Annotated in this window: 12 protein-coding genes; 8 read left to right on the top strand and 4 right to left on the bottom strand. The window is 70.5% G+C overall.

All coding sequences use genetic code 11. The features are described 5' to 3' along the window. The first annotated feature begins 31 nt into the window (after nucleotides 1–31). The 4 genes from F1734_RS03075 (at nucleotide 32) to F1734_RS03090 (ending at nucleotide 6,369) form a co-directional block, all read left to right on the top strand. Nucleotides 32–703 carry an IclR family transcriptional regulator gene (locus tag F1734_RS03075; protein ID WP_040271453.1) on the top strand — a complete coding sequence of 224 codons (672 nt, stop codon included), beginning with the start codon at nucleotides 32–34 and terminating at the stop codon, nucleotides 701–703. Between the two features lie 327 nt (nucleotides 704–1,030). Next, nucleotides 1,031–2,458 carry a rifampin monooxygenase gene (rox, locus tag F1734_RS03080; RefSeq protein WP_026137859.1) on the top strand — a complete coding sequence of 476 codons (1,428 nt, stop codon included), beginning with the start codon at nucleotides 1,031–1,033 and terminating at the stop codon, nucleotides 2,456–2,458. Nucleotides 2,459–2,698: 240 nt separating this feature from the next. Further along, nucleotides 2,699–5,014 carry a cytochrome P450/oxidoreductase gene (locus F1734_RS03085; RefSeq protein ID WP_203011351.1) on the top strand — a complete coding sequence of 772 codons (2,316 nt, stop codon included), beginning with the start codon at nucleotides 2,699–2,701 and terminating at the stop codon, nucleotides 5,012–5,014. Nucleotides 5,015–5,040: 26 nt separating this feature from the next. Beyond that, nucleotides 5,041–6,369: an MFS transporter gene (locus tag F1734_RS03090; protein WP_017681153.1), complete on the top strand. Its 1,329-nt coding sequence runs from the start codon at nucleotides 5,041–5,043 to the stop codon at nucleotides 6,367–6,369. A gap of 262 nt (nucleotides 6,370–6,631) precedes the next feature. Here F1734_RS03090 and F1734_RS03095 read toward each other — a convergent pair whose 3' ends face one another. After that, a complete protein-coding gene (locus F1734_RS03095; protein WP_017681155.1) occupies nucleotides 6,632–6,970 on the bottom strand; it encodes a metallopeptidase family protein in 339 nt (112 codons plus the stop codon). 13 nt (nucleotides 6,971–6,983) lie between these two features. Then, nucleotides 6,984–8,060 carry a septum formation family protein gene (locus F1734_RS03100; protein WP_017681156.1) on the bottom strand — a complete coding sequence of 359 codons (1,077 nt, stop codon included), beginning with the start codon at nucleotides 8,058–8,060 and terminating at the stop codon, nucleotides 6,984–6,986. Nucleotides 8,061–8,108: 48 nt separating this feature from the next. Between F1734_RS03100 and F1734_RS03105 the strand changes: the two genes are divergently transcribed. Both F1734_RS03105 and serS read left to right on the top strand, forming a co-directional pair. Further along, the gene (locus F1734_RS03105) at nucleotides 8,109–8,498 is read left to right on the top strand and encodes an ankyrin repeat domain-containing protein (RefSeq protein ID WP_010596215.1); all 390 of its coding nucleotides are present in this window, start codon (nucleotides 8,109–8,111) and stop codon (nucleotides 8,496–8,498) included. Nucleotides 8,499–8,540: 42 nt separating this feature from the next. Continuing rightward, nucleotides 8,541–9,803, top strand: a complete 1,263-nt coding sequence (gene serS / locus F1734_RS03110; protein ID WP_010596214.1) for a serine--tRNA ligase — start codon at nucleotides 8,541–8,543, stop codon at nucleotides 9,801–9,803. Nucleotides 9,804–9,906: 103 nt separating this feature from the next. Here serS and F1734_RS03115 read toward each other — a convergent pair whose 3' ends face one another. Together F1734_RS03115 and F1734_RS03120 are read right to left on the bottom strand one after the other, a co-directional pair. Then, nucleotides 9,907–10,299: a hypothetical protein gene (locus F1734_RS03115; protein ID WP_203011352.1), complete on the bottom strand. Its 393-nt coding sequence runs from the start codon at nucleotides 10,297–10,299 to the stop codon at nucleotides 9,907–9,909. 31 nt (nucleotides 10,300–10,330) lie between these two features. Continuing rightward, nucleotides 10,331–10,750, bottom strand: a complete 420-nt coding sequence (locus tag F1734_RS03120; RefSeq protein ID WP_371851047.1) for a PaaI family thioesterase — start codon at nucleotides 10,748–10,750, stop codon at nucleotides 10,331–10,333. A gap of 162 nt (nucleotides 10,751–10,912) precedes the next feature. Here F1734_RS03120 and F1734_RS03125 point away from each other — a divergent pair, with 162 nt between their 5' ends. Beyond that, nucleotides 10,913–12,091, top strand: a complete 1,179-nt coding sequence (locus F1734_RS03125; protein ID WP_048774114.1) for an MFS transporter — start codon at nucleotides 10,913–10,915, stop codon at nucleotides 12,089–12,091. Nucleotides 12,092–12,102: 11 nt separating this feature from the next. Then, nucleotides 12,103–13,077, top strand: coding sequence for a membrane protein (locus F1734_RS03130; RefSeq protein ID WP_010596209.1), 975 nt, complete (start codon nucleotides 12,103–12,105; stop codon nucleotides 13,075–13,077). The last annotated feature ends 26 nt before the right edge of the window (nucleotides 13,078–13,103 follow it).

Genomic DNA, 13,103 nt, shown 5'->3' on the forward strand with positions numbered 1-13,103 from the left:
TAGGGTCGGATCCGGACGGACGGAGGAAGCCATGAGTACGCTGCAGACGCTCGATCGTGGTCTGCGCGCGCTCGACCTCATCTCCCGGTCACCCGCCGGAATCACGGTCGCGGACCTCGCCAAGGAGCTCGAGATCGCGCGGGCGATCTGCTACCGGATCGTCGCCACGCTCGAAACCCACTCGCTCGTCGTGCGGGCCGACGACGGCCGGATCCGGCTCGGCGCCGGTGCCGCCGTCCTTTCGTCGCGGTTCGTGCCGCAGTTCCAGCACGCGGCCGGCCCGGTGCTGCACGACCTGGCCGAGCGCACGCAGGCGACGGCCTTCGTCTCCGCCGCGCACGGGAACGAGTGCATCGTCATCCTCGTCGCGGAGCCGGAGGGAGCGCTCCTGCACGTGGGCTACCGGGTGGGCAACCGGCACCCGCTCGACCGCGGTGCGGCCGGGATCGCGATCCTCGCGCTGCGGCCCGAGGACGCCCGCGACCCCGACGCGGTGAAGCAGGCCCGGGAGCTCGGCTACAGCGTCACCCGTGGGCAGCTCGAACGCGGCGCCGTGGGTGTCGCTGCCGGGGTGCGCGCGCCCCGGGGGGCCGGTCTCGAATGCAGCGTCGGGGTGGTGGCCATCGCCGGTCTCGACGTCGACGCCGCGGCGCTCGCCGTCCAGGACGCGGCAGCGCGCCTGAGCGTTCTGCTCACCGACTGACACCCCCGCTGCCGGGCACGAGTCCGGGAATCGACTGAAATCCGGTGCACATCGAACACGGTGCGGGAGAAAGAACGGCCGGGATGTCTTCGACTCCCTGCCCCTTTCAACGTATATCGCGCACGGGGCCTTGCCGCAAGGCCCCCGTCGTGCTGCAGAATCGCCAGTCGAAGCCGGGACCTGCGGAAAGTGGGGATTCGCAGGTGTGACCGGACGTGATCCCGGGGGAGTCGCGCCGCCGGTGGGGATCTGCGGGCGCGGGACGCCGGGCGGGCCGCCGGCCCGCGTGGAGGGGTGGCCGAAATTCAACCAGTGAACGGGGTTTTCATGATCGATGTGATCGTCGTCGGCGGTGGACCGACCGGCTTGATGTTGGCCTCCGAGTTGCGGCTGCACGGCGTGCGCACGCTCGTGCTCGAGAAGGCGACCGCACCGAGCGGGCAGTCGCGCGGGCAGGGTCTGCACGCGCGCAGCGTCGAGATGATGGACCAGCGCGGCCTGCTGGACCGGTTCCTCGCCGTCAGCGAGAAGTTCCGGTTCGGCGGTCTTTTCGGTGGAATCGTCAAGCCGTGGCCGGACCGGCTGGACACGGCGCACCCGTACGGCCTCGCCACTCCGCAGCCGGTCACCGAACGGTTGCTCGACGAGCGTGCCCTCGAACTCGGTGCCGAGATCCGGCGCGGCTGCGAGGTGGTCGGGCTGAGCCAGGACGATCACGGGGTGACGGTCGAATCGGCCGACGGCGCTCGGCTGCGCTCGCGGTACCTCGTCGGCTGCGACGGCGGCCGCAGCACGGTGCGCAAGCTGCTCGGCGTGGGCTTTCCCGGTGAGCCCAGCAGGGTCGAGACGCTGCTGGGGGAGATGAGGATGACCGAGGACCCGGCGACGGTGGCCGCCGTCGTCGCGGAAGTCCGTAAGACCCAGCTGCGGTTCGGCGCCGCACCGCTCGGGGACGGGATGTACCGCGTCGTCGTGCCCGCCGACGGGGTGAGCGAGGACCGGGCGGCCGCACCGACCCTCGGGGAGTTCACGCAGCAGCTGCGGGCGATCGCCGGCACCGACTTCGGTGCGCACTCGCCGCGCTGGCTCTCCCGCTTCGGTGACGCCACCCGGCAGGCCGAGCGTTACCGGGTCGGCCGGGTGCTGCTGGCCGGCGACGCCGCGCACATCCATCCGCCGACCGGCGGGCAAGGACTCAACCTCGGCATCCAGGACGCGTTCAACCTCGGCTGGAAACTGGCTGCGGCAGTGGACGGCTGGGCGCCGGCGGGGCTGCTGGACAGCTACCACGCCGAGCGGCACCCGGTGGGGGCGCGCGTGCTGGCGAACACCCGTGCGCAGATCGCGCTGATGGGAACCGATCCGGGCGCGACCGCGCTGCGGGAACTGTTCTCGGAGCTGATGGACCTCGAGGAGGTGAACCGGCACATCACCGGGATGATCACCGCGGTCGGGGTCCGCTACGACTTCGGTGCGGGGCACGATCTGCTCGGCCGGCGGATGCGGGATGTGGGACTGAAGCGAGGCCGTCTCTACGAACTCATGCACGGCGGCCGTGGGCTGCTGCTCGATCAGAACGGCCGGTTGTCGGTGGCGGGCTGGGCCGACCGCGTCGACCACATCGTCGACGTCAGCGAGGAACTGGACGTGCCTGCGGTGCTGCTGCGACCCGACGGCCACGTCGCGTGGGTCGGCGACGATCAGCAGGATCTGCTCGGCCGGCTGTCCGAGTGGTTCGGAGCCGCCGTCGGCTGAGGCGCGATCGGGGCCGTTCCGGCCGAGCGGGTGTTTCCTCGGGACGTCCGGTTCCGGCATCGGGCGCAGGTGGTGTCGGCCGCGGGAGAGGGCGGGTTCCCCGACGTGGAGCCCGGCGGATGTGACCGGATCTCGGCTTGACCTGATCTGTGACGCCCCTTACTCTGCTGCTTGTCCGTATACAGGACGGAACTGTTCGATAAAAGTAACAGTGCAGGTGGAGAGGTTTTCGGTGTCAGCATGAGTGCATCAGTTCCGGCGTCGGCGTGTCCCGTCGATCACGCGGCCCTGGCCGGCGGCTGTCCGGTGTCGACGAACGCCGCGGCGTTCGATCCGTTCGGGCCCGCGTACCAGGCCGATCCGGCCGAGTCGCTGCGCTGGTCCCGCGACGAGGAGCCGGTGTTCTACAGCCCCGAACTCGGCTACTGGGTGGTCACCCGCTACGAGGATGTGAAGGCGGTGTTCCGCGACAACCTCGTGTTCTCACCGGCCATCGCCCTCGAGAAGATCACCCCGGTCTCCGAGGAGGCCACCGCCACCCTCGCCCGCTACGACTACGCCATGGCCCGGACCCTCGTGAACGAGGACGAGCCCGCCCACATGCCGCGCCGCCGCGCACTCATGGACCCGTTCACCCCGAAGGAACTGGCGCACCACGAGGCGATGGTGCGACGGCTCACGCGCGAATACGTCGACCGCTTCGTCGAATCCGGCAAGGCCGACCTGGTGGACGAGATGCTGTGGGAGGTACCGCTCACCGTCGCCCTGCACTTCCTCGGCGTGCCGGAGGAGGACATGGCGACGATGCGCAAGTACTCGATCGCCCACACCGTGAACACCTGGGGCCGCCCCGCGCCCGAGGAGCAGGTCGCCGTCGCCGAGGCGGTCGGCAGGTTCTGGCAGTACGCGGGCACGGTGCTCGAGAAGATGCGCCAGGACCCCTCGGGGCACGGCTGGATGCCCTACGGGATCCGCATGCAGCAGCAGATGCCGGACGTCGTCACCGACTCCTACCTGCACTCGATGATGATGGCCGGCATCGTCGCCGCGCACGAGACCACGGCCAACGCGTCCGCGAACGCGTTCAAGCTGCTGCTCGAGAACCGCCCGGTGTGGGAGGAGATCTGCGCGGATCCGTCGCTGATCCCCAACGCCGTCGAGGAGTGCCTGCGCCACTCGGGATCGGTCGCGGCGTGGCGACGGGTGGCCACCACCGACACCCGCATCGGCGACGTCGACATCCCCGCCGGCGCAAAGCTGCTCGTCGTCAACGCCTCCGCCAACCATGACGAGCGGCACTTCGACCGTCCCGACGAGTTCGACATCCGGCGCCCGAACTCGAGCGACCACCTCACCTTCGGGTACGGCAGCCATCAGTGCATGGGCAAGAACCTGGCCCGCATGGAGATGCAGATCTTCCTCGAGGAACTGACCACGCGGCTTCCCCACATGGAACTCGTACCCGATCAGGAGTTCACCTACCTGCCGAACACCTCGTTCCGCGGTCCCGATCACGTGTGGGTGCAGTGGGATCCGCAGGCGAACCCCGAGCGCACCGACCCGGCGGTGCTGCAACGGCACCATCCCGTCACCATCGGCGAGCCCTCCACCCGGTCGGTGTCACGCACCGTCACCGTCGAGCGCCTGGACCGGATCGCCGACGACGTGCTGCGCGTCGTCCTACGGGCTCCGGCAGGAAATGCGTTGCCCGCGTGGACTCCCGGCGCCCACATCGATGTCGACCTCGGTGCGCTGTCGCGGCAGTACTCCCTGTGCGGCGCGTCCGACGCGCCCACCTACGAGATCGCCGTTCTGCTGGACCCCGAGAGCCGCGGTGGCTCGCGCTACGTCCACGAACAGCTCCGGGTGGGGGGATCGCTCCGGATTCGCGGGCCCCGCAACCACTTCGCGCCCGACCCCGACGCCGAGCACTACGTGTTCGTGGCCGGCGGCATCGGCATCACCCCCGTCCTGGCGATGGCCGACCACGCCCGCGCCCGGGGGTGGAGCTACGAACTGCACTACTGCGGCCGGAACCGTTCCGGGATGGCCTATCTCGAGCGGGTCGCCGGGCACGGGGACCGGGCCACCCTGCACGTCTCGGCGGAAGGCACCCGGGTCGACCTCGCCGCCCTCCTCGCGACGCCGGTGCCCGGCACGCAGATCTACGCGTGCGGGCCCGGACGGCTGCTCGCCGGACTCGAGGACGCGAGCCGGCACTGGCCCGACGGTGCGCTGCACGTCGAGCACTTCACCTCGTCCCTCACGGCACTCGACCCGGACGTCGAGCACGCCTTCGACCTCGACCTGCGCGACTCGGGACTCACCGTGCGGGTCGAGCCCACCCAGACCGTCCTCGACGCGTTGCGCGCCAACAACATCGACGTGCCCAGCGACTGCGAGGAAGGCCTCTGCGGCTCCTGCGAGGTCACCGTCCTCGAAGGCGAGGTCGACCACCGCGACACCGTGCTCACCAAGGCCGAGCGGGCGGCGAACCGGCAGATGATGACCTGCTGCTCGCGTGCCTGCGGCGACCGACTGACCCTCCGACTCTGACTCACCCGATCCGAAAGGGACCCGCCATGGGATCCACGCTCGACCCGATCGCCGTGCGCACCGCGCCGGACGCGCCACGCAGCAGCTTCAAGCGGGTCCTCACCGGCAGCATGGCCGGGGCCGTGCTCGAGTGGTACGACTTCGCCATCTACGGCATCCTCGCCGCCACCGTCCTCGGACCTCTGTTCTTCCCCGGATCCGACGGCATCACCAAATTGCTGCTCGCCCTCGCCACCCAGGGGCTCGGCTTCATCGCCCGGCCGCTCGGCGGCATCGTCTTCGGTCATCTCGGTGACCGGTTCGGCCGCAAACCGATGCTCGTCATCACGTTCGTGATGCTCGGTACGGCCACCGCGTCGATCGGGCTGCTGCCGACCTACGAACAGATCGGCATCTGGGCGACGGTCCTGCTCGTCGCGCTGCGCATGATCCAGGGTTTCGCGCTCGGCGGTGAATTCGGTGCGGCGGTGCTGCTGGTGAGTGAGTACGGCGAGCCCAAGCGTCGCGGCTTCTGGGCGTCGTGGCCGCAGGCGGGCGCGCCGTCGGGGACCGTGCTCGCCGCCGTGGTCGTCTCGACCCTGGTGCTGCTGCTTCCGGCCGACGCGTTCGACGCATGGGGCTGGCGGATCGCATTCCTGTTCGCCGTTCCCCTCCTCGTCATCGGCTTCTGGATCCGGCACGGCGTCGAGGAGTCCCCGGTCTTCCGGGCGGCGCAGGCCGCCGCGGCGGACCGCCCCGAGCCCCGGTCGAGCATCGTCGAAGCGCTGTCCCGTCCGCGCCCGGTGCTGATCGGCATCGGCATGCGGCTCGGCGAGAACATCGCGTTCTACGTGTACACGATCTTCGTCATCGCGTACGCCACCACCTATCACGGCTTCGCCCGGGGTGACGTGATGCTGGCCGTGACCTTCGCGTCGGTGTTCCAGTTCGTCGGCATGATCGGTGGCGGCCGCTGGTCCGACCGGGTCGGCCGCCGCGTCGCGATGCTCGTCCCCGCCGTGGTGCTCGTGGTGTGGGCGCCCGTGTTCTTCTGGCTCGTGCAGATGCAGAGCGTGCCGATGCTGTGGGTGGGGGTCTGCGTCGGCGCCTTCTTCCACGGCGCTCTCGCCGGTCCCGAGGCCGCCTGGATCACCGAGCTGTTCCCGACCCGGTACCGGTATGCCGGATCCTCGCTGGTGTTCCAGGGCTCGTCCATCATCGCCGGTGCGCCCGCGCCTTTCATCGCCGTCTGGCTCGTCGACCGGTTCGGGGTCGGGACCGTCGTCGCGTATCTGGTGGTGACCATGATGATCACCGTCGTCGCGGTGCTGAGCAGCCGCGAGACCAAGGGCGTCGATCTCGACCGCATCGAGTGACCGGCCGCCGCTGCCGGGCCGCGGAGGCCCGGCAACGGCACTGCCGGTTACCCCGTCCGGACGGCCGTCCCGCGGTACGGTCGGACCGGAGGTGATCGACACATGGAAGAGATCGCGAAGATCGTCGGTATTGCTTTCGTCTACATCGTCGTCGCAGAGGTGATCATCGGAACGCTCGCCCTGCTGATCATTTCGACGATCAGTCCGCACTTTCTGCAACGCAAGCCGAAGTACGGCGCGACGGGACCGCGGTACGGGGCCACTAGCCCCACCCCAGCTCGTGCAGACGAGCATCCTCGATTCCGAAGTAGTGAGCGATCTCGTGAATGACCGTCACCGCGACCTCGTGCACCACGTCGTCGTCGGAGTCGCAGATGTCGAGAATCGCGTCGCGGTAGATGGTCACGGTGTCCGGTAGCGCCCCCGCATAGTGGCTGTCGCGCTCGGTGAGCGCGATCCCGTGGTAGAGCCCGAGCAGGTCGGGCTCTTCCTCGTTTCTGGGCTCGACCAGCACCACGACGTTGTCGATGGCCCGCGCGAGTTCCGGGGGGATCAGATCCAGGGCCTCGCCGACGAGTTCCTCGAACCGCTCGTCGCCCATTCGTGCCCTCACCTCAGGAGCCCGGCACGGGACCTGCGCCCGGCAGCGGGGTCGGCAGTGAGCGGCCCTCGGGCGCGGCGGGCGGCGGCACCGGCGGCTGGCCGTCGATGAGGATGTCGCCCTTGGCGGTGCCGGTGACCGACGCGAATCCGCCGCCCTCGACCTGCTTGCCCACCGAACAGTTGACCTTGCGGCTGCCCGCGAGCCAGCTGTCGAAGTCGAGGTTGTCCCAGAACAGCGTGAGGGTCTTGTTGCGCAGCGCGTCGGGGCTGCCCAGGTAGGCGTTGGCGTTCTCGGTGCACGTCCCCTCGAGGTACCGGTCCTGGTCCTCGACGCTGGGCAGACCGCCGGGGAACTGCCCGGACAGGTCCACCACGGAGATCACCTCGAAGGCGTGCGGCTGGGCGCACTCCACCGGATCCGCCGGCACGCCGTTGTTGATGCCGATGCACGTGCCCACGTCCCAGACCTTGGACTGGTCCTGGTCGGCGACCTTGCCCTGGATCGGCAGCAGGTTGCCGGTGGTGGAGGAGAACTGCAGGCCGCAGCGCAGCGTCCGCTCGCCGGCCGCCCAGCCCGCCTCCCCGGGGTTGATCAGGCCCACGCTGAACTTGCCGTGCGGATCGAACCGGCCGTCGAGATAATCCATCGCGGCCGGTGCGCACAGCTCGTCGCGCAGCTCGGTGAAACGCAGCACCGACGGGAAACGCGACCCGGGACCCCACTCGGCGCCCGGATACACGCTCAGATCGATGTCCTCGACCACCTCGAACAGGTGCGACTCGGCGCAGTCCACCTTCGCGAGGTCGCTCGCATCGAGTTCGGTCCAGGTCAGGCAGTCCCCGGCGACCGCAGTGCCGAAGGCCTCGCCGGCCACCGCGCCGGTGGTGACCACGGCACTGGTCGAATCGCCGGGTTCGTCGTCGGACCCGCCAAATCCCGCCACCACCGCCGTGACGACGGCCGCGAGCACCGCGCCCGCGGCGACCAGCATCAGGGCGCGACGGGTCAGCTTCGCGGACGGGGCACGCCGGACCCGCGAGGCGGACGGTGTCGTCCGGTCGGACTGCTGCTCACTCTCCTCGGCCATCACCGTCCATCATGCCTGTGCGCGCCGCCCCGGGTAACTTCGGTGGGCATGACGGAGCCCATCGATCCCGAAGTCCAGGAGATCGCGCAGCGACTGTTCGATGCCGCCCGCGCCGGGCACGTCGAGACCCTCGCCGCCTACATCGACGCCGGAGTACCGGTGAACCTGTGCAACGAGAAGGGCGACACCCTGCTCATGCTGGCGTCCTACCACGGACACGCCGACGCGGTGCGGGCCCTGATCGAACGGGGCGCCGACGTCGACCGGCTCAACGACCGCGGGCAGTCGCCCATCGCGGGCGCGGTGTTCAAGGGGGCGATCGACGTCGTGCGCGTGCTCACCGAGGCCGGAGCCGACCCGCACGCCGGGCATCCGAGCGCCGTGGACTCGGCGAAGATGTTCGAACGCGAGGACTACCTGCAGCTGTGGGCGCAGTAGGCCGGCCTCGGCCCGGGACGTCGCCGAGTAGGCTGTGACCTCGTGATCGACCTCAAGTTCCTCCGCGAGAATCCCGACGTCGTCCGCGCCTCGCAGCGCACCCGAGGCGAGGACCCCGGTCTCGTCGACGCGCTGCTCGAGGCCGACGCCGCCCGCCGCGCTGCGGTGCTGGCCGGCGACAACATCCGTGCCGAGCAGAAGGCACTGGGAAAGAAGGTCGGGCAGGCCTCCCCGGAGGAACGGCCCGCGCTGCTCGAGGGCGCGAAGGAACTCGCCGCGAACGTCAAGAAGCTCGAGGCCGAGCAGCACGCCGCCGAGGAGGCCCTGGGGCGCGCGCACATGGCGATCTCCAACATCGTGCAGGAGGGCGCTCCCGCGGGCGGGGAGGACGACTTCGTCACCCTCGAGACCGTCGGCGAGCTGCCCACCTTCGACTTCGAACCGAAGGACCATCTGGCCCTCGGGGAGTCCCTCGGGCTGATCGACATGGAACGGGGTGCGAAGGTCTCCGGCGCCCGGTTCTACTTCCTCACCGGTTACGGCGCGCTGCTGCAGCTCGGCATGCTGCAGCTCGCGGCCCAGCGGGCCGTCGCCAACGGCTTCCAGATGATGATCCCCCCGGTGCTCGTGCGCCCGGAGATCATGCAGGGCACCGGCTTTCTCGGTGCCCACGCCGACGAGATCTACCACCTCGCCGACGACGACCTGTACCTCGTCGGCACATCGGAGGTGCCGCTCGCCGGTTACCACTCCGGCGAGATCCTCGACCTGTCGGGCGGCCCGAAGCGGTACGCGGGCTGGTCGTCGTGCTTCCGCCGCGAGGCCGGCAGCTACGGCAAGGACACCCGCGGCATCATCCGGGTCCACCAGTTCGACAAGGTCGAGATGTTCGTCTACTGCAAGCCCGAGGACGCCGTCGCCGAGCACCAGCGGCTGCTCGCGTGGGAGCGCGACATGCTCGCCGCGATCGAGGTGCCGTACCGGGTCATCGACGTCGCCGGCGGCGACCTCGGCTCGTCGGCGGCCCGCAAGTTCGACTGCGAGGCATGGGTGCCCACCCAGGAGCGTTACCGGGAGCTGACCTCCACCTCGAACTGCACCACCTTCCAGGCCCGCCGCCTCGGCGTCCGGTACCGCGACGAGAACGGCAAGCCGCAGATCGCCGCCACCCTCAACGGCACCCTCGCCACCACCCGCTGGCTCGTCGCGATCCTCGAGAACCACCAGCAGGCCGACGGGTCCGTGCGCGTCCCGTCGGCGCTCGTGCCGTTCGTCGGGCGTGAGGTGCTCGAACCGCCCGCGTGAGCCGTCCCCCTGCGTGTGGGTGGTGGTGGTGGCCGAATGTCACATCGCGTCGATCTGACCGAACCAATGTGACATTCGGCCACGGAGGGCGGGGCGGGTGGGCTCAGCTGCCCGGGTCGCAGCCGACGGCCACGTACGCGTGCAGGCCCTCCGGATCGTCGCGCAGCAGGTACTCGTAGTCGCTCGTGCCCATCACACTGTCGTTCGCATCCCGGAAGGACCAGCGCACCCGGGCCCGCACGATCTTCTCGGTCACCGGGGAGAGGTCGAGCAACTCGTGCCCCACACCGGCGAGACCGTGCTCCCGGTAGGTCTGGTTGCTCTGCGCGAGGGCCTCGGTGATCTCCTTCCGGGTCGGCAGCGATCCGGCGAACGAATCGGTGAGGATCGTGCCCGGCTCCCCCCACAGCGCGGCCGAGGCCTCGGCGTCGAACCCGGCGAGTGCCTCCCCGTAGAGGGTGAAGAAGCGGTCCAGTGCGGTGCGTTCCACGCTCATGTTCTTCAGTGTGCAGGTCCGGCGACGGTTGTCAGCGCAGAATCAGGCACGTGGTCGACGCGGTCGCGAGCAACCGGTCGTTCTCGTCGCGGGCCTCCCCGCGGGCGGTCGCGGTGCGACGGCCGCTGTACTCGCAGATGCCGTGCACGCGCACGACGCCGCTGCCCGCCTGGATGCCGCGCAGATACCGCACCTGCAGGTCCAGCGTCGTGTATCCGACACCGGCCTCGAGCGTGCTCGACACGCTGAAGCCCATGGCGGTGTCGAACATCGTCGCGATCACCCCGCCGTGCATGCTGCCCACCGCGTTGGCGTGGAACTCCTGCGGCTCCATGCTCACCTCCACCCAGCCCTCCCGGGCCTCGGTCACCCGGAAGCCGAGGGTGCGCGACGTCGGATGGTGCGGGATGGAGCCGTCGATCAGTCCGCGCAGGAAGTCGAGGCCGTGCATGTCGCGGTTCGCGGCGGACGTCGGGGCGGGGTCGTCCCACGTGTAGGTGCGCTGGCGTTCGGTCACCTGCCGACCGTATCGCGCGGTGACAAACCCGTCCGCGCGTGCCACGCTGGAGCCATGCGACATCGATGTTGATCCGGCTCTGCTCCGACCTTCCGGGTGGTGGCGTATGCGGCCACCCGTGAACTCGTGCCGCTCTACGGCGTGTACGCCCTGCTCTTCGAGGACCACGGCCTCGGCACGGGTGAGATCTCGTCGCTGTTCGTGCTGTGGTCCGTCGTCGCGTTCGTCGCGGAGGTGCCGTCGGGCGCGTGGGCCGACACGGTGTCCCGCCGCGGTCTGCTGCTGCTCAGCTCGGCCCTGTTCACCGCGGGCTTCGCCCTCTGGCTGCTGTTCCCCGGCTACTGGGGGTTCGCGGCCGGCTTCGTGGCGTGGGGGATCAGCGAATCGCTGAAGTCCGGGACCTTCGAGGCCCTGGTGTACGACGAACTGTCCGCCCGCGGTGCGGCACACCGGTTCCCGGCGGTGCTGGGCTATGCGAACGCCGGTGAGACGATGTGCGTTCTCGTCGCGACGCTGTCGGCCGCACCGCTGTTCGCGCTCGGCGGCTATCCGCTCGTCGGATGGCTGTCGGTGGGGATCACCGTCGCCAACGGGTTGCTCGTGCTCGCCCTGCCGTCCGCACCCCGCGACACCTCGGCGGACGAGACCGGTTTCGTTCCGGGCAGTTTCGCAACTCGCTACCGCGCGGTGCTGCATGCCGGGACGGCCGAGGCGCGGCGCAGCGCCGGCGTCCGCCGCGCGGTGCTGCTCGCGGCGCTGCTGTCGGCGTGCCTCGCCTTCGAGGAGTACTTCGCGCTGCTCGCGCGCGAGGGCGGGGCGAGCACGTCCGCGGCGCCGGCGCTGGTGGCGATCACCGTGGCGGGACAGGTGCTCGGCGCCGCGACCGCCGGTCGCACGGCGGCGACGACCGGCCGCGCGATGGGTGCGGTGATCGCCGTCGGTGGCCTGCTGCTGGCAACGGGGGCCGCGCTCGGCGGAGTGGCGGGCTTCGTGGCGATCGGGATCGGCTACGGCGCCCTGAACAACGCGATGATCGTCGCCGAGGCGCGGATGCAGGACACCATGAGCGGAACCGCCCGCGCGACCGTGACGTCGGTGTCGGGCGTCGTCGGCGAGGTCGTGTCCGTGGCGGTCTACGCCGGATTCGCGCTGGGAACGGTATGGCTGCCGCTGTCGGCGGTGCTCGCGGCATGGGCGGTGCCGCTGCTCGGCCTGGCCGCCGCCGCGGTGCGGTGGCTGCCGCCGTCTCAGAGCTCTCTCAGATCGCCGGACTAGGGTCCTCCGCCGTGCGTGCCAGTCTCCTTCCCGTCCTGTTCGTCGCCGCCGGTCTCGGCCTGATCGGCACCGGCAGTGCCCTCGCCTACGCCCATGCGCCCACCGTCGCGACGACGACCGAGGCGCCGCCCCCGTCGACCGGCGACCCGCTCACCGACACCCGCGACAACCTGCAGCAGGCCGGACTGCCGCTCGCTCTGCTCGGCGGCGGAATCGGGCAGCTCACCGACGGCAGCCGGCAGCTCGACGACGGTGCTCACCAGCTCGCCGACGGACTCGCGCAGGCCAGTGCCGGCGGGCAGCAACTCGCCGACGGGCTCGGGCAGCTGCAGGGCGGGGTGGACCTGCTCGGCGACGGTGCGACCCAGGTCAGCGGCGGCGTCGACGAGGTCGTCGACCGGCTCGCCGGTTTCGGGGAGATGCAGGCGGGCGTCACCGAGCAGCTGACGGCCGTCGCCGGCACCCTGCGGCGCTCGCCCGACGCGGTGTCCCAGGAGGCCGCCGCCCGGCTCGACGGGCTCGTCGGCCGGCTGGACAGCGAGGGGCTCGGGCCGGAGACGCTCGCGCAGCTCGAGCAGTTGCGCGGCGGTGCGCGGCAGCTCGCCTACGAATTGAGTGACCCGAACGCGCAGTTCGTCGCCGGCATGATGCAGGCTGCCGACGGCTCGCGGCAGCTGCGCGACGGACTGATGCTCCTCGACGACGGCGGCCGGCAACTCGTCGACGGCACCGGGCAGCTCGTGGCCGGCGTGGGTCCGGTCACCGGGGTGATCGAGGGAGTCTCCGACAACGTGCGGGAGGCGACGGCCGCGCTGCCGAAGTCGCCGGCCGCCTCGTCGCCCGACGTCGTGACGACGGGGGCGACGACCGGGGAGCGGCAGTGGTGGCCGTTCGCGCTCGTCGCGTCGGGGGCGCTGGTGCTCGCCGTCCCCGCCCTGGGTCGTGGCCGAATGTCACATCGCTTCGATCGCATCGACCCGATGTGACATTCGGTCACCACACGCGGCGCGAG

This window comes from Rhodococcus ruber (assembly GCF_016804345.1).
In the GTDB taxonomy this organism is placed as follows: Bacteria; Actinomycetota; Actinomycetes; order Mycobacteriales; family Mycobacteriaceae; genus Rhodococcus; species Rhodococcus ruber.